Here is a 21,280-nt window from a genome sequence, read left to right on the forward strand (position 1 = left end):
CAGTTATGGCACGTCATTCTTGAAAAGACGTGCCATAACTGGCCATTCGGTGGTGTCAGGCCGGGCTCACGTGGCAGGGAACGCCGTTGATGGCATGGGTGTTGCTCGGCACATCGATGATGTCCGTGGGATTGAGCAGGTTGTTGTTGATCCCCGGATGACAGTTGGCGGTGGTCAACTGCGTTCCGTCGAGGCCGTGACCCCAGCCGTGGGGGAGGGACACCACGCCGGGCATGACCTCGTCGGTGACCTCGGCAGCCACGGCAACGGCGCCTTCGGAAGTGGTGACGTTGGCCATCGAACCGTTTTCGACACCGACACGCACCGCGTCGACGGGGTGGATGAGCAGGGTGCAACGGTCACGGCCCTTCATGAGGGCAGGGACGTTGTGCAGCCAGGAGTTGTTGGACCGCAGGTGTCGTCGGCTGATCAACACGAGCTCGGGCGTTCCGCGTTCCATGCGCGACAGCAGCCGGGGTATATCGCTCACCAGATGGTCGTGCAGCAGTTCGACCTTTCCCGAGGGTGTCGTCACACTCGTCTCGAGCCGTCCCCCTTCGAGTTCGGCCAGCCGCAGTCCGTCGGGATGCCGCCGGACCTCGCTCAGGGTGAGACCACCCGGCCGGTCGCCCAGTTGATCACCCCACGGCCCCACTCGAATGCCCAGATCCATCAAGCGTTCTGGCCCCTTGCCGGCCAGTGCGGCCATGACCTGCCCGGCGTCGCGACCCGTCAGCGGGTTGCCTGGAATGGCGGACATGGTGGCGACCATCCCACCGACGTAGAGGTCGTCGAGCGCGGCGGTGTCCACCTCGGGCACGGGCGTACCGAACATCGCGCCGCCGAGTCGCAGTAGCAACTCCCACTCAGGGGGACGCTGGGGGTCGGGTTCGAAAACCGGTTCCGAATACTTGATGCAGGAGGCGACGGAGTACATCCAGTAGAGGTCGTCGAAGTGGGGTAGTTCCAGAGGTGACGATCCGGGCAGGATCACGTGGGCATGCCGGGTGGTCTCGTTGAGCCAGTTGTCCACCGCGATCAACGCGTCGAGGCGACCCAAGGCCGCCGACAACCGCCCGGCTCCCGGCGCCGAGACCGCGGGGTTACCGGCAACGGTGATCAGCGCGCGAAGCCGACCTTCGCCCGGAGTGTCGATCTCCTCAGCCAGGCAGCCGACCGGAAAGCTGTTGAGCACCTCGGGCGCTCGCCGGACGCGGCTGTGGTAGCGACCGAACTGCCATCCCGACCCGGCCTGGTCGGGCGGCTTGGCGAACATCGGCGCCCAGACCGCCGGTTTCGGGAACACCGAACCGCCGGGGCGGTCAAGCACACCGAGGGCGGTGTTGATCACGAATACCAGCCAGGTGGCCAGGGTGCCGAATTCCTGTGTGCAGGCGCCGATTCTGCTGTAGAGGACGGGGTGCTCGGCATGTGCGAGGTCAGCGGCCAGCCGGCGGATCGTGCTTGCGTCGATACCGGTTGTGCCGGCGACTTTTTCGGGCACGAAGGGCTCAGCCATCGTGACGATCTCATCGAGCCCAGCGACTTTTCCGCGCAGATGCTCGGGGCGCCGGACCCAACCGTTCTCGGCCAGCGTGCGCAGAATGGCGAACAGCAGCAATGCGTCGGTGCCGGGTTGGATCGGCACCCACTCACTCGCGCGCTGCGCGGTCGGAGTGCGGCGCGGGTCGACAACCACCACGCGGCCGCGCTGTGCGACGCCGGCCAGCAGACCCATGATGTCGGGTGCCGACAGCATCGACCCCTGCGACGCAGCCGGATTGGCGCCGAGGATCATCAGGTGGTCCGTGCGGTAGAGGTCGGGGATGGGCCCGTTCCACATGCCCCCGAACAACAGAGTGCTCACCACGTTCAGGGGCCACTGGTCGACGGTGCCGGGCGAGTAATACCCCTTCATGCCGGCCGCCTCGGCGAAGCCGATCAGCGCCCCGATATAGGTGGCCAGGTGACTGTTGTGTGCGACGGGATTCCCGACGTACACACTCAGCGCGCCGGCACCGTCGGTATCGAGGACCGGTCGCAGCACCCGTTCGGTCTCGGCGAGTGCGTCATCCCAGGACACCGCCACGTGACTGCCGTCGGGCCGACGCACCATCGGCCGGCGCAGTCGGTCGGGATCAGCGTGAAGATGCCCGAGCGACACCCCTTTCGGACAGATGTGCCCGCGGGACCACACATCGTCGGGATTGGCGCGAATGCCTTGGACGTGGCCGTCACTCACCGTGACGTGCAAACCGCACATCGCTTCACACAGCGGGCACGTCACTTTGTGAGCAGGCATGTCGTCGTCTCCTGACCGGTTGGGCGTCTAGGGGCGCGTGCGCTGTGCCCGGATGTACGTGTTGAGCACATCGACCAGGGCCTTGCGATCTCTGCTGGTGTCCAGGGGCGTCGGCGAAACCATCTGGGCGAGCGCAATTCCCCGTAATGTCGCCCAGATGAGGTTGCCGATCTCGGTGGCCTGTGGAGCGTCGAGATCTTCGCCGAGATGTCTGCCGAGTTCGGTGAATTGCCGCATCGTGTCGGACAGTTGGGCGTTGACCGCACTGTCGCGCGCCGCGCGGGTGGAGATGAGGATTTCGAGCGCAGCCATCGAGGTCGGGCTTGAGAACGCCTGCCACAGGGCGTCCACGACCACCTTGGTGCGGCGATCGGGGGGCAGGTCCGCGGTCTCGTGTCGAAGCCTTTCTAGTGCCTCGGTGAGTTCGGTGATTCCCTGGTCGACCACGGCCATCAGCAGCCCGCCCAGGTCTCCGAAGTGGTACTGCACCACCCCCCAGGTGAGACCGGCGCGCTCGGTGATCCGCCGCACGCTGGGGGCTGCGAAACCTTCTTCGAGGATGTAGCGCACGGTTTCGTCGATGACGGTGCGGCGTGTGCGCTCGGCGCGTTCCTGGTTGCCGCCGGGCGGCCGCCGGGGTGCTGGCCCTGCCATGCCTGATGTCACCACATCGTGCCGGCAAGGTGGTCCAGCGGCCGGAGGTCGTGAGCAGCGCGGATACCGGCGGGGGCGCGGCACACCGCCTCGATGGCGTTGACGGCCCGCGCCGCGGTGGCCACGACGCCGCCGATGTTGTGATCGACGCCGGATCCGCCGACGTGAGTGTCGATTCGGATGCCGGGATCGCCGTCGATGGTGACGCGGTGGACGCCGGGCCTGCCGTCTGGGGGACGGGCCCAGTCCGGTGCATCGTCAGGGGTGAGTCGGTTGATGTGCTCCATGGTGATGATGACCTCGCCGTCGCGGATGCCTTCCACCGCGAACCGGACTGCGGCCACCCGGCCGGGCGCGACGTCCATCATGGTGGTGGAGATCGGTTCCGGCGTCACCCATTTTTCGTGGCGCTCGCGTACTTCGTCGAGTGTGACGCCGAGGTCGCAGGCCAGGCTGCGCACCTGAATTCCCCACATCGACGCAAGTACTCCCGGTGCGAAGAGGATGGGTTGGTGGTCCGGATCGGTGCCGAAACCGAAACTGACACCGGTGAACTCGGCGTCGTCGTAACTGCCGTATTCGCAGATCTCCTGGACGGTGATCGCGGTGGCCCGGCCGGCGAGGCTCAGCGCTGAATAGACGAGGGTATCGCCGGAGAAGCCCGGGTCGATGCCGTTGACGTACAGCGTCGAGTGGCCGTCTCGGCACGCCTGCTCGAGTGGTTCGCGCAGCCACGCATCGGTGAATTCGGGTGCAACCAACCAGACAAAGGATGTCCCGACGACATTCGTCCCCGTACTCAAAAAGCGGATCAGGTCCGCCATCGCCTCATGCGGACGTGTCTCGGCCTGGGAGGTGTAGACGACGCAATCCGCTTGCAGCGCAACGAGTTCCTCGACGTCCGACGTGGTGATCACTCCGGTCGGAGTGGACAAACCGCACAGGTCCGCGGCGTCACGCCCCACCTTGTCCGGCGATGCCGCGTGCACACCGACGAGCTCGAGATCTGGTCGCCCGATGATGGTCCGCAGGGCGTGGACACCGACGTTGCCGGTGGAGAATTGAATGACTCGGCGGGTCAACGTGTTTCCTCACAGTAGGTCGGTGATGGTCTTGAGCCCGGCGTCGTAGAGGACTCCGGGGAGCATGCCGCCGTCGATCTCGATGGTGGTGCCGTTGATGTAGTCGGCCGCTCCGGAAGCGAGGAAGACGCAGGTGCGTCCCACTTCGGCGGGTTCGCCACCTCGTTTGAGCGGGATCGGCTCGAAGTACTTCTCGCCGTCCGGGTCATCCTTGGGCAGGACGAACGACTGGAAGTTCGCGGTGACGGTGGGACCGAGCGCCACACAATTCACCCGCACCGTCGGACCCCATTCCTGGGCCAGCGATCGCGTCATGTGATTGAGGCCGGCTTTCGCCGCGCCGTAGGACACCAGCGTGGGGGAGCCCGCGGCGTGGCTCGCCCCGCTGGAGATGTTGATGATGCAACCGGTGCCGTCTTGGGTTTTCATCTGCCGGTACGCGCGGATGGCGAACCACAGCGGACTGATCAGGTTCATCTGGACGGCGAAGGCGTGGAACAGCACGCTGCGTTCATACTCGTCGTCACTGGCTGGTGCCCCTTGGATGCGCGAGACCAAGGCGGGTACTGCATCGACCGATGGCGAGGGGACGGTGCCGCCGGCGTTGTTGACCAGGATGTCGACGCGTCCGTAGGTATCCGCCACCCGTGTGACGAAGGCGTCGATGGCCCGGTAATCCGCTTGGTCACAGACCATTTGAGCGGAACGGTCCGCCCAGTCCGGGTTGGTCTCGGTGCCGGGAAGTGCGTCCAACGGGGCGCGAGAGCAGCCGATCACCGTCGCACCGGCGCGAAGGAGTTCGTGCGCGATACCCACTCCGACGCCACGGCTCGTGCCCGTGACAATCGCGACTTTTCCGTCCAGTTCGGGAGATGCATCGGAGATGGCCACGCTAAAAGATTACGTCTGTTATTTTTATTGCGTCGCGAAATCGCCGACATCGGCCGGTAGCTCGGGGGCGGCCGGGCGCACATTGGAGAGGACCTCGACGATGAGCAACGTTCCGAGTCGGCGCGCACGATTGGCGCACGCGGCAAAGCACGCTGAGCTGTGGAACGCCGGCAAGAAGGACGAGTGGGTGGCGTCGTGGCGCACCATCTGCCCGGGCGAGGTCCGGATGTTCGATCCCGTCGGCACCGAGGAGAAGCACGGTTTCGCCGCCGCCACCTCCGACGCGTTCGACATGTTCCAGTCGATCCTGAAGATCAGGATGGTCACCGTCCAGGTGAACGGCGACGAAATGGCCTGGGTCTGCGAGAACTCTTTCGGTACACAGCCCGACGTCCAGTCGGCCTACAGCATCGAGACCTTTGCCTGGGACCAGGCGGGCAATCTGCTGATCAAGACCTACTATCCGATGCCCGAACATGTTGGGCCGGACGAAGATCCGTACGCACACCTGCTCCCGGCCGACACGCCGGAACCCCACTGATCCATCGAGCGATCAGCGCGGTTCCAGAATCAGCTCTCGCGAGCCTGCTCCGCACGTGCCGCCTTCAGGCGTCGCTGCTCCTGCAACACGTTCGTGTAGCTCTCGCGTTCGGCGACGAGCCATTCTGGCTTCTCCTCGAGCAGCTTGTCGATCTGCTCGGTGGTCAGCGCATCGCCGACACCGCCACGGGCCAGACCGGCGATCGAGATGCCCAGCTTGGCGGCCACCAGGTTCTTCGGGTGCGGGCCGTTCTTGCGAAGGTCCTTCAGCCACTGCGGGGGATCCTCTTGCAGGGCGGCGAGCTCGGAGCGGGTGATCGCGTTCTCCTGGAACTCCGCAGGTGTCGCGGGCAAATACACGTCCAGTTTCTTCGCCGCCGTGGCGGGTTTCATGGACTGCGCGTTCGGCCTGCTCATGCGGCATCCTCGCAGGCTCGGTTGCCGCATGGCTGCCGTCGATTCGCTCCGCAAGCCTCGCTCATGTATTCAGCGTATCGGTAACCTGAGGCAGTGACCCCGCAGTCCCTCACCCTCGGGTACGTCCCTGGCGGGACGCCCGCGAAGTGGGCGCGGATCTGGGCGGAACGACACCCCGGGGTGCCGTTGCGGCTGCACGCCGTCGCCGCAGCCGACGCGGCGGACGCCGTGCGGGACGGGACGGTCGACGTGGCGTTGCTCCGGCCGGCTGTCGACACGTCCGGGCTGGCGGTCATCCCGATCTACGAGGAGACGACGGTGGCCGTGGTGCCGACCGAGCACCTTCTCAGTGCCGTCGACGAGATCACCGCCGCGGACCTCGATGGCGAGCCGACCCTGCTGCCGCTCGACGATGTCGTCGCGTGGGCGGGTGCTCCCGGCAGCCCCGTCGACCACCGGCCCGAGACCACGAAGGACGCGACAGAACTCGTCGCCGCGGGGATGGGCGCACTCATCGTTCCGCAGTCACTCGCGCGGCTCTATCACCGCAAGGACCTCACGTACCGCCCGATCACCGATGCGCCCACGTGCCCGGTGGCGCTCGCCTTCCCGGAAGGGCCGCAATCGGAACTGATCGAGGAGTTCATCGGCATCGTGCGGGGCCGCAAAGCCAGTTCGTCACGGGGGCAGGCGCAGTCGGCCCCGAAACGCACCGCCCGGGAGAAGACCCTCGCGAAGCAGGCCGCCCGGGCCGCTGCGGGCAAGGTCGCCCGCAAGCCGGGCCCGGCCAAGCGCGGTCGACGCTGATACGCCGGGCGGGTCGGGAATCCTGGCCCGGCGTCCACGGTTCGTGCACACATGACAACTAACGGTGACCTTGCGTCGTTTGGCCCCAATGCGCCTGGATATGTCTGGAAGTCGACGGCCGACGTCGAACCGATTGAAGTTTCTCCCGGCATCACCGTCCAACTGCTCTGGCAGGGCGACAACGGTGCCAAGGCGGCGGTCACCACCATCGCACCGGGCGCGATCTGGGTCGGGGAAGACCTTCATGACCCAGGACCCGAAGAGGTCTACGTCGTCTCCGGTGTGTTCAACGACGGCGTCAACGACTACGCCGCAGGCACGTTCCTGCACGCCCCCGCCGGATCGTGGCATGTACCGCAGTCCACGGAAGGCTGTGTGCTGTTTCTGTTTTATCCAGAGGGCTAGCCATGGCGGGCTGACGCGAAAACCAGTAGCGATCATCAGGGTGAGTCTCCACGATTGACGGGTGGAGGCTCACCTGTATCAGTCGCCGACCGACTTCGATCCGGTCGCCAGGGCTGTGTATCGCCTGGACCCGGTGGTGTTCACCTCTGAGCTGACCACGCTGCGTACCTCTCCGTGGCCGGCGGATCGAATCCTGTTGTCGGTCGGCAACGGTGACGGTGCGGCGGGCGCGGCGGTACAGACCCACGACTCGGTGCTGCTGGTGAATGGCCTGCCACCCGAGGTGGCGCCGACAGCGGCCTGTGCGCTCGCCGGCGTCGAGGCCGATCTGTCAGGGGTACGTGGAACGCCCGCGACGGTAATGGCTTTCATCAAGGCCTGGCATGCGGTCACCGGTGTCCGGGCGATCATGTCATCGCGCGATGTGCTCTACCGGTTGGGGGAGCTGACGCCGCCCAGTGGCGTCGCCGGTGCCTGGCGGTCGGCCGAGACCGCGGACTCCGACGTGGTCATTCACTGGCTGGACGCGTTTTTCATCGAAGCCTTCGGCGAACCCTCGAATCTTCAGGCGAGCCGCACGTTGCTCACTGCGATAGACGAAGCCGGCGACCACGTGCTGCTGTGGTCGGTGGCCGGGGAACCGGTCAGCATGGCGCGGGTCCGCGCTCCTGTCGTCGGCGCCTCGCGCATCGGCCCGGTCTATACCCCGCCCGAACACCGTGGCCACGGCTATGGGGCCGCGGTCACCGCCGCCGCCTCGCAGTTCGCCGTGCACGAAGGGGCCCGCGAGGTGGTGTTGTTCGCCGATGCCGACAATCCGGTGTCCAATCGGGTCTATCGGCGCATCGGTTTCGAGTCGGTCGCCGAGAACCTGCGGTACGCGCTGGTGGAAACGGATCGGCCGCCGGCCGATTCGGGCGTCATTCCGGCTTGAAGACCCTCCTCGGCCGTGACGGTTGACCAAAAACGTATTTTGGTCAAAACTGGGGTCAGCGGTTCAATGGGAGGTGCGATGCCGGACACGCGGCAGGAACGAGCGGACCGGATCCTCGATACGGTGTCGGACTTGTTGCTGCGCTGGGGTTATCGGCGGATCAGGATCGATGAGGTCGCCAGACGGTCGGGAGTTGGCAAGGGGACGGTCTATCTACATTGGCGTACCCGTGAGCAGATGCTCGCCGCCGTCGGATCGCGGGAAACCGCCAGGATGGTGGACGCGGTAACGGAATCCATGCGGGCCGATCCGGAGACAGTTCTGCCGCATCTGCTCGTGCGACGAATCTTCGTCGAGGCGATGGGTCGTCCCGTCCTGCGCGCAATCTATACGCAGGACATCGAGACGGTGGACGCACTGGCCACCGACCGCTCCCAAAAGGCAATGGGAGGAGCGAATTTCGTCGGGTGGCGGGAGTATCTGGAGATTGTCCACGGGCACGGACTGCTGCGAGAAGGTCTTCAGCCGGCCGATGTGCACTATCCGCTCACGGCGACCGTCTACGGCTTCTTCGCGGCTGAGCCGCTGCTGCCCGACGAACTCGAACTGAGTCTGGACGACAAGGCCGATCAACTGGCCGGGACGGTGCGCCGGGCTTTCGAGCCGTCTCGGCCACCGGCTCGAAAACATGTGGACGCCGCGGCGCGGGAGGCCGTCGCCATCTATGAACGGATCGCCGAGCAGTTCCGGACACTCACCTACGCGCAAGGAGGACGCGATGAACCGAAGTGACAATGACAGTTGGGATCTGACGTCGAGCGTCGGCGCGACCGCCACTGTGGTGGCCGCACAGCGTGCCATTGCCTCGCGAGGGCCGCATCCACTGATCACCGACCCCTATGCGGAGCCTCTGGTCCGTGCGGTGGGCGGCGATGTCGTCGCAACCATGCTCGACGGCGAAGACGGACGGGACGGAGTCGCCGCACTCAGTAGGAAACAGCTGTCGGAAGCCATGGCGGTCCGGACCCGGTTCTTCGACGGCTTGTTCACCAGCGCAACGGATGCCGGCGTGCGTCAGGCAGTGATCCTGGCCTCCGGCCTTGATACGCGTGCCTACCGCTTGCCGTGGCCGGCCGGCACTGTCGTGTACGAGATCGATCAGCCTGCGGTGATCGAGTTCAAGACCACGACGCTTGCCGGCCTGGGCGCCCAGCCCACCGCCACGCATCGTGCGATTGCCATCGATCTTCGCGACGATTGGTCAAAAGCATTGGTGGACAATGGGCTAGACCCCGGCAAGCCAACGGCGTGGATTGCCGAAGGCTTGCTGATCTACCTGCCGTCCGAGGCTCAGGATCAGTTGTTCGACAACATCACGCGGCTCAGCGCTCCGGGCAGTTATATCGCCACTGAGTACATCCCCGACGCCTCGGCCTTCTCCGAAGACCGTTCGCGAGGTGTCACGGATGGCTTCCGCCGGTTCGGCTTCGATGGCGAGCTGTCCCAGCTCGTCTACCACGGGCGGCGCAGCTCCGTCGTCGAGTACCTGACGGCGCGCGGTTGGGATGTGTCGGCCCAGTCACTCGAAGAGGTGTACGCAGCCAACGGCTTTGAACTCCCCGGCGACGAAATGTTCGCCGCGTTCGCCGATGCTCGCATCGTCAGCGCGGTGCTTGCGGGCAGGTCGTCGCCCGCCACGCTCATCTAACGCTTCGAGCGATAGTTCGGGGTGTAGCCGGCCGAACCTGGTCATGATGTCGTTGACGCCCAACGTGGCGAGCAGGCTGGCAGCGAGGTAGGCGAAACTGGCGGCGTGGATATTGGTTTTACAGGGCATTCCCCGAGTCTCCGAATGTTGGCGGTGCCCGCCTAGCGAAGCGCCCGGACGAATCAGGCGGGGAGCGACTCGAGGATCTGGGATGCTGCCCGTGTCCACGCCGCGATGTCGGGCGGCCCGGGGATGTTGCCGGCCACGAGCACGACGTTCGCCAGATACCTGTCGGTGGCTAGCCGCATCACCGGAAAATTACTTGGGGGCGTGAGGGGTTCGATGACCATCCGTCGTCCGATGCCGGGCACCTCTGTGGCACCCGGCTTACCGATGTTGGCGAGAAGTTGCTCGGTGATGACTCCGCTGGACGGTGACATCACCTTGATCGATGCCGTGAACGACAGCACTCCGCCAGCGGCAGCGTAGTACTTGCAGCTACGTCCGATGGTTCCGTCGGGGTTCTTGATGTCGGTGTCCCGGCCGTCGTCGATCTCGACGCCGGACAGGACCGACATCTGCTCACCGCTGAGCAGGCAATCCGATGGCAGGACCTTCTCCCGCCACACCCGGGCGGACGCGGAGCGGGCGTCGCTTCCGGCGACGGGTTGTCCGGTCACGACATGCGAACAGGCAGTGGCACATGCGAAAGCAGCGAGAACTACTGCGGATGCGCAGTTCCTGCCGAACCGGCCGAACCAATGCACGGTGCCACGTTATCCGATGTGTGGATGAGGTCGGGTCGTCTGCAGCGTCGAATGGCCAGTTATCACACGCGTAAGCCGAAGCAGCGTGCGTTAACTGGCCATTCGGCCACACGAGCAACTACGTGTGCTGCGGGCTCTGCGCCTTCTTGTACAACGACTTGAGCAGCATGTCGCGGAACGTGTGATTGTCCAACGCCTTCAGACCCGCACCCGCGACCGCGGGAATCCCGGCGAGCTTGTTGAAGAACCGGCCGCGGCGGTATTCACGACCCCACGCCGCACGCATCCGCTGCTCGTAGTTGGTGAAGTCGTCGGGGCCGCCGTTGGTCAGTGCCGCGATCGCGCATTCGCCTGCGGTCAAACCGGATTCGAGTGCCTTGGAGATACCCGCACCCGACACCGGCTTGCCGGCACCCAGTGAGTCGCCCACGAACAGCACCCCGGGACGCCACGGCGGCCAGGCGGTGAAGCCCATCGGCAATCGCCAGGCCCGCACGCTCTTGTTCTTCTTGAGCTCCTCGATCGGTGGCAGCTCCCATTCGGCGGGCAGGGTCCGCAGGAAGTCGCCGAGGAACTGGGTGGCGTTGATCGACTGCCAGTTCTTGTAGCTGTTGACGTAGCCGAGACCGATGTTGAACCGGCCCCCGCCCATCGGGAAGATCCAGCCGTAACCAGGCAGCTGATCACCCTGGAAGAGCAGCTTGAGGTAGATCTCGAAGGCATCGCTGTCGGGGCGGTTGGCGTGCATCTCGGACCGGATGGCGATGGCCGAGTAGCCGTTGTACTCCGAGTCGATCTTCAGCGCGCGCTTGATGGGGGAGTAGGCACCGTCAGCCGCGATGACCGCGTCGCCGTAGAACTTCTCACCGTTCTTGAGCACCACACCGATCACGCGCCCCTTGGCGTCGAACTCGGGTCCGGCGACCTCGGCGCCCTGGCGCACCTCGGCACCAGCCGACTCGGCGTGCTTGAGCAGCAGGGTGTCGAGTTCGGTGCGGCTCACGGTGTGACCGTGGTCGGGCATACCTGGACGCCGCGGGAAGGACAGCTCCCACTCACTGGGGCTGAACACGGTCACCTTGTTGACCCGATGGAACTTGGCGACCTCGTCGGCCAGCCCCATCTTCTGCAGGTAGCTCACGGCGCGGGCGGTGAGCCCGTCGCCACATGGCTTGTCGCGGGGGAACTCCGCCTTGTCCAGGACCAAAACCTTGGCGCCGGTCTGAGCGGCCTGCCACGCCGCGGCCGACCCCGATGGGCCGCCACCTGCTATGACCAGGTCGTATCGCTGCGTCATGAGCCTCGTCTCATTGGTTGACTGTGGCTGCGATAGTACCCAAGCGCGGTGTCGGTGGCTTGACGGGCGAACGACCGGGTCAAACGGCAAAACCGCGTGTTGTGGGGCGGTCTGGGCAGGTCAGCGCTATCAGGGCGGGTACAGTGATCGCGTGCGGCGAACGTCGAGATCACATTCCAGCGATGGCCCGGGCGTCAAGGTTGATGCCCGGAGCGAGCGCTGGCGTGAGCACCGGAAGAAGGTGCGCTCCGAAATCGTCGACGCCTCGTTCCGGGCGATAGACCGGTTGGGCCCCGAAGTCAGCCTGCGGGAGATCGCCGAGGAGGCCGGTACGGCCAAGCCGAAGATCTACCGACACTTCGCCGACAAGTCCGACCTGTTCCAGGCCATCGGCGAGCGGCTACGCGACATGTTGTGGTCGGCGATCTTTCCGGCCATCAACCTCGGTGCCGATCCCGCCCGGGAAGTCATCCGCCGCAGCGTCGAACAGTACGTGCTGTTGGTCGACGAACACCCCAACGTGCTGCGGTTCCTGATCCAGGGCCGGTTCGCCGAACAGAGCGAATCGACCATGCGGGCGCTCAATGAAGGCCGCGGCATCACCCTGGCGATGGCCGACATGTTCTCCAACGAGCTGCGCGAGATGGAACTCGACGGGGCGGCGATCGAGCTGGCCGCTTTCGCCACCTTCGGCGCGTGCGCCTCGGCCACCGACTGGTGGCTGGGTACCGACGAGGACAGCCCGCGCCGGATGCCGGCCGAGGAGTTCGTCAACCACCTGACCACGATCATGGTCGGTTCCATCAACGGCACCTGTGAACTGCTCGGCATCTGGATCGACCCGGATCTGCCGCTTCACGAGGGCGTCCAGCGCCGCCAGCACGCCAGCTGACCGTCTCGTTGACAGTCGGGTCCCAGGTCCGGAGACTGGGAAGTATCCGGTACCGCCGTTCCCAGAAAGGGACCTGAGCTATGACGGCTGCCCAACCCTCGCCGCAGGGTCAGCAACCAATCCAGACCCGCACCTTGATCATCGGCAGCGGGTTCTCGGGAATGGGAATGGCGATCGAGCTGCAACGCCGAGGCGTCGATTTCCTCATCCTGGAGAAGGCCGGCGAGTTCGGCGGCACGTGGCGCGACAACACCTATCCGGGGTGCGCCTGCGACATCCCGTCCCACATGTACTCGTTCTCCTTCGAGCCGAAGGCGGACTGGAGCCACATGTGGTCGTTCCAGCCCGAGATTCAGGACTACCTGCTGGGTGTGGCCGCCAAGTACGGGTTGCGCCGCTACACCCGGTTCAACACCCACGTGGACCGTGCGCACTGGGACGACCAGGAGCTGCGCTGGCACGTGTTCAGCGATACCGGGCAGGAATTCATCGCCCAGTTCCTGGTGTCGGGCGCCGGCGGCCTGCACATCCCGCAGATCCCCGACATCGAAGGACGCGAGGAATACTCGGCCGCTGGAGGTACGGCCTTCCATTCCGCGCAGTGGGATCACAGCGTCGACATCAAGGGCAAGCGCGTCGCTGTCATCGGCACCGGTGCCAGCGCCATCCAGATCGTCCCCGAGATCGTCAAGGACGTCGCAGAGCTCCACCTCTACCAGCGCACCCCGCCGTGGGTGATGCCACGGGTGAACAACAAGTTCCCGCAATGGATTCGGCGCACATTCAGCTATGTGCCCGGCACCCGGGCGGCAATGCGCGCCGCCATCTACTGGATCCACGAGGGCGTCGGCTTCGCCATGACGCAGCAGCCCTGGCTGCTCAAGATCGGCGAGGCGATGGGCCGCTACAACATCAACCGCAGCATCAAAGACCCCGAGCTGCGCCGCAAACTCACCCCGAACTACCGCGCCGGGTGTAAGCGAATCCTCAACTCCGACACCTATTACCGCGGGATCGCCAATCCCAGGACGCAGGTGATCACCGAGTCCATCAGCCGGATGACCCCGACCGGCATCGTGACCGCCGACGGCGTCGAGCATCCGGTCGATGTGGTGGTGTTCGCCACCGGGTTCCATGTCACCGACTCCTACACCTATGTCGACATCAAGGGCGCCGGCGGCGAGGACCTGGTGGACCGCTGGAACCGGGAGGGGATGGCCGCTCACCGCGGTGTCGCCGTGTCGGGCATGCCCAACCTGTTCTTCCTGCTCGGCCCCAACACCGCGCTCGGGCACAACTCGGTGGTGTTCATGATCGAGCAGCAGATCCGCTACGTGGGCCAAGCGATCGCCGCCGTCGACAAGGCCGGCGCCCAGGCCCTCTCACCCAACCCCCGCGCCCAGGCCGAGTTCAACACCGAGCTACAGCACGACCTGGCCCACACGGTGTTCAACACCGGAGGTTGCCGGAGCTGGTACATGGACAACCACGGTGTCAACCGGACCCTGTGGAGCGGCATGACCTGGCAGTACTGGCTGGCAACGCGCAAGCTGGACCCGGAAGAGTTCGATTTCATCCATGAGGCACGCGACACGAAAACACAAGGTGTTGCGGTCACCGCTGGCCATTAGCCCCAGGGGTAGTGTCGTGGGGACTGTCCGGCAAACACAACGACCTGGTGAAATGAGGTTCCGGTGAGCGAAGGCATGAAGCTGATCGACCGTGTGTCAGCGATCAACTGGAACCGCCTCCAGGATGAGAAGGACGCCGAAGTCTGGGATCGGCTCACCGGCAATTTCTGGTTGCCGGAGAAGGTGCCGGTGTCCAACGACATCCCGTCGTGGGGCACGCTGACCGCCCACGAGAAGCAGCTCACCATGCGGGTGTTCACCGGACTGACCCTGCTGGACACCATCCAGGGCACGGTCGGCGCCGTCAGCCTCATCCCCGACGCGCTCACCCCGCACGAGGAAGCCGTCTACACCAACATCGCCTTCATGGAGTCGGTGCACGCGCGCAGCTACAGCAACATCTTCTCCACGCTGTGCTCGACGGCCGAGATCGACGACGCGTTCCGCTGGTCGGAGGAGAACCCGAACCTGCAGCGCAAGGCCGAGATCGTCATGCAGTACTACAAGGGTGACGAGCCGCTGAAGCGCAAGGTGGCCTCCACACTGCTGGAGAGCTTCCTGTTCTACTCGGGCTTCTATCTGCCGATGTACTGGAGCAGCCGGGCCAAGCTGACAAACACCGCCGACATGATCCGGCTGATCATCCGCGACGAGGCCGTGCACGGCTACTACATCGGCTACAAGTACCAGCGTGGTCTGGCCCTGGTCGACGAGCAAAAGCGTACGGAGCTCAAGGATTACACCTATGAGCTGCTCTTCGAGCTCTACGACAACGAGGTCGAGTACACCCAGGATCTCTACGACGAGGTCGGCCTCACCGAGGACGTCAAGAAGTTCCTGCGCTACAACGCCAACAAGGCGCTGATGAACCTCGGGTACGAGGCGCTGTTCCCCAAGGACGAGACCGACGTGAATCCGGCGATCCTGTCCGCACTTTCGCCGAACGCCGACGAGAACCACGACTTCTTCTCGGGCTCGGGTTCCTCGTATGTGATCGGCAAGGCCGTCAACACCGAAGACGAGGACTGGGACTTCTAACCTTCTCGCACGAGCAGGTGATCTAGGGTTCGGGTTCGGCCCGTCGTGGCGTCAGCAGGCTGCCGAACAACACCAGCAAGGCTGATTGGGCCAGTACGGCCGGTGCCAGTGGTGGTGTCGGGCCCACGCCTTTGGTTGCCGCGTACCACCACTGTTGCGTTGTGGACGTCGAATCCCACTGCGCCGCATAGCGCTGGTCCAGCGGCCCGGAGTGGTGGTTGACCGTGATGTGGTCGATCACGCCGTAGGCCGACGCCGCGATGACGAGAACAGTGAGTAGGCGCGCACCCAAATGGGCGGCGCGCGCCGGCAGCAGCGCCAACACGATCGCGCAGGTGAGCACCGCCAGGGCGGCCCACGGGATCAACTGCTCCGTGCTGTTCCAGTGTTGCTCGGTCGCGAGCTCGAAAGCCGTTGCCGCGACGCCTAATACCGCAATGATGTAGAGGCCGCGCCGCACGAGCGTCACTCGGCGCGGTGTCACGGCGTCAGCGCTGCGACGATCTTGTCCACCGTTTCCTGCCCGGGGTTGTACTTGGCCAGGTTGTCGCGCAACTTCGTCAGGTTCGGGTCGTCGGCGGGGTAGGGCCGATACTCCACCACCTCTTCGGCCCACCGTTCCGGGTTGCTCACCCCGGCGCCCTCAAGCGCTGACGCGATCTCATCCTCACTGGCGGTGTTGGCCGACACCTTCGACGGCGTCGCCGTCGGTGCCTGCGCCGCGCTCGTGGTGGCAGTGGCCGACGTAGCGCCCGCGGAGGTGGTGGCGGACTCGGTGGTCGACGAGGTGGAACCCCCGCACCCGGCGACGCCGAATGTCGCGGCGACCACCGCACAGATCACAGCCATCCTGGTCGTACCTGTCATGCCGGCCCTCCCGCGTCTCGGATTTGCTTCAAGGTACGACGAAACGGCCCACGATAAGGCAGGAATGGCCGCGGTGGCGCCGCGGGCGGCTCGCGCAGAATCCACTCAGCGAGCTGACAGCCCGCGTTGATATGAAGTGAACCGATGCACCGGCTGATTGCGCAGATCTCACTGATCCACGGCTGGTTCCCGTTTGCCGTGCAGGCGATCGCCGCACTGGTGCTGGGAGCTGCCGTGGGCTGGCGCTCGTCGCGCTGGCGTTTGCGGACGTTGCCGGCGCTGGTGGCGGCTGCCGTGTTGCTCGCAGGTGTGACCTACTGGTACATCGACTCGATCGGAGTGGCCGGTAACGCGGGGCCGCCGGAGCTGTGGATCTGGATCGCGTTGACCGCCCTGGCTGTCGGCGTCGCACTGCTGGGTTGGGTGAGCGCACGATGGTGGCGGCGCACCGCTTCCGTGGCCGCCGTCGGGGCCTGCGGGTTGGCCTGTGGACTCACACTCAACATGTGGGTCGGATATTTCCCGACGGTGGACGGGCTGTGGAAGCAGCTCACCTCGAGACCGCTGCCGGGGCAGACCGACCGGTTGACCGTGACGAAGATGCAGCTCGCCCACTTCCGGCCGCCGAGCGGCGTCCTGGTCCCGGTGACCATCGACTCCGAGGCGTCAGGCTTCAGCCACCGCGGTGAACTCGTCTACCTTCCACCGGCGTGGTTCGCCGACAATCCGCCGCCGCAGCTGCCGACGGTCATGATGATCGGCTCACAGCTGAACACCCCGGCGGACTGGCTGCGCGCGGGCAACGTGCTCGGCATCCTCGACGGATTCGCGGCCGCACACGACGGCAATGCCCCGGTGTTCGTATTCGTCGACGCCACCGGCTCATTCACCAACGACACCGAGTGCGTCAACGGCGTTCGGGGCAATGCCGCCGACCACCTCACCAAAGACGTTGTGCCGTACTTGATCTCGAACTTCGGGGTGCGTCCTGATCGTGACGGGTGGGGGATCGCCGGATGGTCGATGGGCGGCACCTGCGCGGTGGACCTGACCCTGATGCACCCGGACATGTTCCGATCATTCATCGACATCGCCGGTGACCTGCGCCCGAATGCGGGCGACAAGGCACAGACGATCACTCGCCTGTTCGGTGGGGACGCCGACGCCTGGGCCTCGTACGACCCGGTCACCATCATGCGCCGCCACGGCCCGTATTCCGATGTCACGGCGTGGTTCGAGGTGCCGCACCACGGTGGGGTAACCCATGACCCCACGGCCAACCCCGAGGGCCAGGATGCCGCTGCCACCACGTTGTGCGAGGCCGCCCGGATCACCGCGATCACCTGCTCGGTGCAGACCGCGCCGGGACGCCACGACTGGGCTTTCGCCGCAAACGCTTTCGGCACCGCATTGCCGTGGCTGGCCGGTCAGCTCAATACACCCGGCGTTGCCCGGACCGAGCTGCCGTCATCGTCGGTGGGCCAACAACCCACCAGCGTCCAGGCGGCCCCGCGCTAGAGTTTCTCGGAGAATTCAGCGGCCTCGTGCGGGTTGGGCGGCTGTCGACGCCGAGGACGAGGGCAGTGTCGACGGACGCTCGATGATCGTCGAGTTCGCCCCTCCCACACGGTAACTGGCACCGCGATGCTCATCGGCCAGACGATCGCCTTGACCCAGCAGTTTGTTGCGCAGGCTGCCCGGTGCATACGCCGTCTGGTAGGCGCCGCGCTCGGTGAGCACGGGTACGACGTGCTCGATGAACTCTGCGAAAGATCCGGGTGTGATGGCATACGCCAGGTTGAAACCGTCGACGTCGGTCTCCTCGACCCACTCCTGCAGGGTGTCGGCGACGTGTACACCCGAGCCAACGATGCGCGGTCCCATGCCGCCGATCTCACCCCACTCGGCGATATCGCGCACGTTCCACTCACCACCCTTGTCCGAGGCCGACTGAAATGCCTTGACGGCAGACAGGATTGCATTGGAGTCGACATTGCCGATCGGCTCGTCGAGGCCGTACTGGGCCAAGTCCACGCCCATCCAGCCGGACATGAACACCAGCGCACCCTCGGGATCGCCGTAGGCCAGATACTCGGCGTGTCTGGCGTGGGCGGCTTCGTCGGTGTCGGCGGTGATGATGGTGGTGAGGTTGAAGATCTTGGCCGAGTACGGGTCTCGTCCGGCCAGCTCGAGTTCGGCGCGGATGGTGGAAACCGTCTCGCGCAGAAGCGCTTTGGTGGGCGCGGCGGTGAAGATGGCCTCAGCGTTCTCGGCGGCGAAGCGCACCCCGCGCGGCGACGAGCCGGCCTGGTAGATCACCGGTGTGCGCTGCGGTGACGGTTCGGCCAGGTGGACGCCGGGCACGCTGAAGTGGGTGCCGGAATGGCCGATGTGATGCACCTTGGCCGGGTCCGTGAAGACGCCGCGTTCGGCGTCACGCACCACCGCACCGTCCTCCCAGGAGCCCTCCCACAACTTGTAGAGCACTTCGAGGTACTCATCGGCGTGGTCGTAGCGCGCGTCGTGGGCCGGCTGGTCGGTCTGCCCCATATTGCGTGCCGCGGCAGGCAGATACCCGGTGACGACATTCCAGCCCACCCGGCCGTTGGTCAGATGGTCCAGCGTCGACATGCGCCGGGCGAACGGATACGGATGCTCGAATCCGGTTCCGGTGGTGATTCCGAAGCCCAGGTTCTCGGTGACCAGCGCCATCGCCGACACCAGCAGCATCGGGTCACCGACAGGGATCTGCGCGGCCTGGCGGATCGCCGCTTCGTCGCTGGCCCCGTACACGTCGTAGGTGCCCAGCACGTCGGCGATGAACAGGCCGTCAAAGCGCCCGCGTTCCAACAACTTCGCCAGCTCGGTCCAGTAGGTGATGTCTTTGTAACGCCAGGACTGGTCCTCTGGATGACGCCACAAACCGGGCGACTGGTGGGCGACACAGTTCATGTCGAAGGCATTGAAACGGATCACGCGGGTCACTGTGCCGAGGATGCCGGGCGGCCACCGGGCAGTCACCGGTTGCGCTCAGGGGGATTGTTTTGGCGGTGAATCAGGTATGAATGGCCACCCAACTGTCGACTCCTCCAGTGGAGGGCTCGCCGGACAACCGCGTAACTTAGCCGGGTGTCCACAAAGTCGCTGCTGATCTCGGTCCTGAACTGGCTGCGCGCCGGCTACCCGGAAGGCGTCCCGGGCACCGATCGGGTGCCCCTGCTCGCGCTGCTGCGGGCCACGCCGCTCACCGAAGAGCAGGTGGCCGAGGTGGTGCGCAATATCGCCGAGGCCTCGGCGCCCGCCGACATCGACGACCCCATCGAGCGCGACGACATCGCGGAATTCATCGCCGAGGTCGCCCACCACGACGCCGGGCCGGAGAACATTCAACGAGTGGCGGCCCGACTGGCCGCCGCAGGATGGCCGCTCGCCGGCGTCGACCTTGAGGCAGACCCGACCCCCGACGCTGAGGGCACATAACGCACAACGCCGAGGATCGCAGTCACTGGGTGACTGCAAACCCCGGCGTTGACGTGGTTTCGACTAGCCGCGCAGCGAGGCGGTATCGATCACGAAGCGGTACCGCACATCACTGGCCAGCACGCGCTCGTAGGCCTCGTTGATGTAGTCGGGCTGGATGACCTCGATCTCGGGGGTCACGTTGTGCTCGGCGCAGAAGTCGAGCATCTCCTGGGTCTCCGGGATGCCGCCGATCATCGAACCGGACAGGCTGCGGCGGTAGGCAGCCAGCGGGAAGAACGGCACCACCAGCGGCTTTTCCGGCGCGCCGAGTTCGACCAGGGTTCCGTCGGTCTTCAGCAGGCCGAGGTATGCGCCGAGGTCGAGATTGGCCGACACGGTGTTGAGGATCAGGTCGAAGCGGCCGGCCAGCTTGGTGAACGTGTCCGGGTCGCTGGTCGCGTAGTACTCGTCGGCGCCCAGGCGCAGGCCGTCTTCCATCTTCTTCAGCGACTGCGACAGCACGGTGACGTGCGCGCCCATCGCGTGCGCAAGCTTGACGCCCATGTGGCCCAGGCCACCGAGGCCGATGACGGCGATGTTCTTGCCCGGCCCGGCCTCCCAGTGCCGCAGCGGCGAGAAGAGTGTGACGCCGGCGCACAGCAGGGGAGCGGCCTTGTCCAGAGGAATCGAATCGGGGATACGCAGGACGTAGTTCTCGTCGACGACGATCGCGCCGCTGTAGCCGCCGTAGGTCGGGGTGCCGTCGCGACCGATCGCGTTGTAGGTGCCGATCATGCCGCCGCCGGTGCAGTACTGCTCCAGCCCGGCCTTGCAGTTGTCGCACTCCCGACAGGAGTCGACGAAGCAGCCGACACCGACGTGGTCGCCGACCTTGTACTTGGTGACCTCCGAGCCCACGGCGGTGACGACGCCGGCGATCTCATGACCGGCCACCACCGGGTAGTTCGGGGTGCCCCACTCGGCCTTCACGGTGTGGATGTCGGAGTGGCAAATACCGGCGAAATGGATGTCGAATGCCACGTCATGCGGCCCTACCTCGCGGCGGGTGATGGTGGTCTTGGTCAGCGGTTCGGTCGCCGAATTGGCGGCATAGGCATAAACAGTGCTCATCAAAGCCCTCTTTGCTCGTCGTCTGTGTGTCCCGGAAAAGATTAGTCCGGTTAACTGACTACTGCCTGAGAGGCAGTCCGCAGGGTGCAACGACGCAGGCTGGGGCGGTAATCCCGCGATCCGGTGTGACATATATCCCGGATCGCCAGGCCGGGATGACCCCGGGACAGGTCACAGCCCGGGCGCGCGGACCGATCCGTTGAAGGACAGGCGCTCGCAGCGGATCAGCCCGGCCAACGTGTAGGGATCGCGGGCGATGACATCCTCGACTTCCTCGTCGGTGAGGTCGCCGGTGATCAGCACGGCGCCCGTCGCCGTCTCCAGACGGCCCGCCAGCAGGATGCGGCCTGCCGCCACTTCTTCCTTGAGCCACGCGACGTGGGCAGGGCGGGTCTGGTCGACGACATCGACGGGTTTCAGGTATGTCGTGGTGAGCACGTGGAACATGAACAGCA

The 21,280-nt window shown here is 65.5% G+C and carries 23 protein-coding genes; 11 read left to right on the forward strand and 12 right to left on the reverse strand.

The genetic code is table 11. The features are described 5' to 3' along the window. Positions 1–55: 55 nt before the first annotated feature. From QQ25_RS11900 to QQ25_RS11915, 4 genes are read right to left on the reverse strand one after another with little or no spacing between them, the layout of a single operon-like run. Positions 56–2,302, reverse strand: coding sequence for a molybdopterin-dependent oxidoreductase (locus tag QQ25_RS11900; protein WP_039378895.1), 2,247 nt, complete (start codon positions 2,300–2,302; stop codon positions 56–58). A gap of 27 nt (positions 2,303–2,329) precedes the next feature. Beyond that, complete coding sequence (locus QQ25_RS11905; protein WP_039379843.1) at positions 2,330–2,956, reverse strand: TetR/AcrR family transcriptional regulator; 627 nt, start codon at positions 2,954–2,956, stop codon at positions 2,330–2,332. A gap of 8 nt (positions 2,957–2,964) precedes the next feature. Then, positions 2,965–4,038, reverse strand: coding sequence for an NAD(P)H-dependent amine dehydrogenase family protein (locus tag QQ25_RS11910; protein ID WP_052235784.1), 1,074 nt, complete (start codon positions 4,036–4,038; stop codon positions 2,965–2,967). A gap of 9 nt (positions 4,039–4,047) precedes the next feature. Continuing rightward, a complete protein-coding gene (locus QQ25_RS11915; protein ID WP_234711897.1) occupies positions 4,048–4,929 on the reverse strand; it encodes an SDR family oxidoreductase in 882 nt (293 codons plus the stop codon). Between the two features lie 100 nt (positions 4,930–5,029). Here QQ25_RS11915 and QQ25_RS11920 point away from each other — a divergent pair, with 100 nt between their 5' ends. Beyond that, positions 5,030–5,470: a hypothetical protein gene (locus QQ25_RS11920; RefSeq protein ID WP_039378896.1), complete on the forward strand. Its 441-nt coding sequence runs from the start codon at positions 5,030–5,032 to the stop codon at positions 5,468–5,470. A 29-nt stretch (positions 5,471–5,499) separates the two neighbouring features. Here QQ25_RS11920 and QQ25_RS11925 read toward each other — a convergent pair whose 3' ends face one another. Beyond that, positions 5,500–5,886 carry a DUF5997 family protein gene (locus QQ25_RS11925; protein WP_064873132.1) on the reverse strand — a complete coding sequence of 129 codons (387 nt, stop codon included), beginning with the start codon at positions 5,884–5,886 and terminating at the stop codon, positions 5,500–5,502. Between the two features lie 93 nt (positions 5,887–5,979). Here QQ25_RS11925 and QQ25_RS11930 point away from each other — a divergent pair, with 93 nt between their 5' ends. The 5 genes from QQ25_RS11930 to QQ25_RS11950 all read left to right on the forward strand — a co-directional run bounded on the left by QQ25_RS11930 (position 5,980) and on the right by QQ25_RS11950 (position 9,740). Next, entirely contained in the window at positions 5,980–6,693 is a 714-nt protein-coding gene (locus tag QQ25_RS11930) for a LysR family substrate-binding domain-containing protein (RefSeq protein WP_039378897.1), read from the forward strand. A gap of 51 nt (positions 6,694–6,744) precedes the next feature. Continuing rightward, the gene (locus QQ25_RS11935; protein ID WP_039378898.1) at positions 6,745–7,098 is read left to right on the forward strand and encodes a cupin domain-containing protein; all 354 of its coding nucleotides are present in this window, start codon (positions 6,745–6,747) and stop codon (positions 7,096–7,098) included. Between the two features lie 61 nt (positions 7,099–7,159). Beyond that, the gene (locus QQ25_RS11940) at positions 7,160–8,032 is read left to right on the forward strand and encodes a GNAT family N-acetyltransferase (RefSeq protein WP_052235785.1); all 873 of its coding nucleotides are present in this window, start codon (positions 7,160–7,162) and stop codon (positions 8,030–8,032) included. 78 nt (positions 8,033–8,110) lie between these two features. Continuing rightward, the gene (locus tag QQ25_RS11945) at positions 8,111–8,824 is read left to right on the forward strand and encodes a TetR/AcrR family transcriptional regulator (protein WP_234706065.1); all 714 of its coding nucleotides are present in this window, start codon (positions 8,111–8,113) and stop codon (positions 8,822–8,824) included. Continuing rightward, positions 8,811–9,740 (forward strand): class I SAM-dependent methyltransferase, encoded by a 930-nt coding sequence (locus QQ25_RS11950; protein ID WP_039378899.1) that lies wholly within the window; start codon positions 8,811–8,813, stop codon positions 9,738–9,740. Before QQ25_RS11945 ends, QQ25_RS11950 begins: the two co-directional genes overlap by 14 nt. 182 nt (positions 9,741–9,922) lie before the next feature. Here QQ25_RS11950 and QQ25_RS11955 read toward each other — a convergent pair whose 3' ends face one another. Beyond that, a complete protein-coding gene (locus QQ25_RS11955) occupies positions 9,923–10,420 on the reverse strand; it encodes a hypothetical protein (RefSeq protein ID WP_039378900.1) in 498 nt (165 codons plus the stop codon). Positions 10,421–10,625: 205 nt separating this feature from the next. Beyond that, complete coding sequence (locus QQ25_RS11960; RefSeq protein WP_039318231.1) at positions 10,626–11,804, reverse strand: NAD(P)/FAD-dependent oxidoreductase; 1,179 nt, start codon at positions 11,802–11,804, stop codon at positions 10,626–10,628. A 151-nt stretch (positions 11,805–11,955) separates the two neighbouring features. Here QQ25_RS11960 and QQ25_RS11965 point away from each other — a divergent pair, with 151 nt between their 5' ends. From QQ25_RS11965 to nrdF, 3 genes are all read left to right on the forward strand, one after another. Continuing rightward, positions 11,956–12,696 (forward strand): TetR/AcrR family transcriptional regulator, encoded by a 741-nt coding sequence (locus QQ25_RS11965; RefSeq protein WP_039318236.1) that lies wholly within the window; start codon positions 11,956–11,958, stop codon positions 12,694–12,696. A gap of 80 nt (positions 12,697–12,776) precedes the next feature. Further along, complete coding sequence (locus QQ25_RS11970; protein ID WP_039378901.1) at positions 12,777–14,327, forward strand: flavin-containing monooxygenase; 1,551 nt, start codon at positions 12,777–12,779, stop codon at positions 14,325–14,327. Positions 14,328–14,402: 75 nt separating this feature from the next. Beyond that, positions 14,403–15,365, forward strand: coding sequence for a class 1b ribonucleoside-diphosphate reductase subunit beta (gene nrdF, locus QQ25_RS11975; protein WP_036477774.1), 963 nt, complete (start codon positions 14,403–14,405; stop codon positions 15,363–15,365). Positions 15,366–15,387: 22 nt separating this feature from the next. Here the strand turns inward: nrdF and QQ25_RS11980 are convergent, their stop codons facing one another. Continuing rightward, positions 15,388–15,849 carry a hypothetical protein gene (locus QQ25_RS11980; RefSeq protein WP_234711898.1) on the reverse strand — a complete coding sequence of 154 codons (462 nt, stop codon included), beginning with the start codon at positions 15,847–15,849 and terminating at the stop codon, positions 15,388–15,390. After that, on the reverse strand, positions 15,846–16,232 hold the full coding sequence (locus QQ25_RS31340) for a hypothetical protein (RefSeq protein ID WP_039378902.1): 387 nt from the start codon (positions 16,230–16,232) through the stop codon (positions 15,846–15,848). The genes QQ25_RS11980 and QQ25_RS31340 overlap by 4 nt, the downstream gene beginning before the upstream one ends. A gap of 144 nt (positions 16,233–16,376) precedes the next feature. Here QQ25_RS31340 and QQ25_RS11990 point away from each other — a divergent pair, with 144 nt between their 5' ends. Next, positions 16,377–17,750, forward strand: coding sequence for an alpha/beta hydrolase (locus QQ25_RS11990; protein WP_039378903.1), 1,374 nt, complete (start codon positions 16,377–16,379; stop codon positions 17,748–17,750). 15 nt (positions 17,751–17,765) lie between these two features. Here QQ25_RS11990 and QQ25_RS11995 read toward each other — a convergent pair whose 3' ends face one another. Continuing rightward, the gene (locus QQ25_RS11995; RefSeq protein WP_039318245.1) at positions 17,766–19,217 is read right to left on the reverse strand and encodes an LLM class flavin-dependent oxidoreductase; all 1,452 of its coding nucleotides are present in this window, start codon (positions 19,215–19,217) and stop codon (positions 17,766–17,768) included. Positions 19,218–19,361: 144 nt separating this feature from the next. Here QQ25_RS11995 and QQ25_RS12000 point away from each other — a divergent pair, with 144 nt between their 5' ends. Next, positions 19,362–19,712, forward strand: a complete 351-nt coding sequence (locus tag QQ25_RS12000) for a DUF3349 domain-containing protein (RefSeq protein ID WP_039378904.1) — start codon at positions 19,362–19,364, stop codon at positions 19,710–19,712. Between the two features lie 63 nt (positions 19,713–19,775). Here QQ25_RS12000 and QQ25_RS12005 read toward each other — a convergent pair whose 3' ends face one another. Beyond that, positions 19,776–20,825, reverse strand: coding sequence for an NAD(P)-dependent alcohol dehydrogenase (locus QQ25_RS12005; RefSeq protein ID WP_039378905.1), 1,050 nt, complete (start codon positions 20,823–20,825; stop codon positions 19,776–19,778). A 171-nt stretch (positions 20,826–20,996) separates the two neighbouring features. Beyond that, positions 20,997–21,272 carry a YciI family protein gene (locus QQ25_RS12010; RefSeq protein ID WP_039379852.1) on the reverse strand — a complete coding sequence of 92 codons (276 nt, stop codon included), beginning with the start codon at positions 21,270–21,272 and terminating at the stop codon, positions 20,997–20,999. Between the last annotated feature and the right edge of the window lie 8 nt (positions 21,273–21,280).

Source organism: Mycolicibacterium setense, from assembly GCF_000805385.1.
GTDB lineage: Bacteria > Actinomycetota > Actinomycetes > Mycobacteriales > Mycobacteriaceae > Mycobacterium > Mycobacterium setense.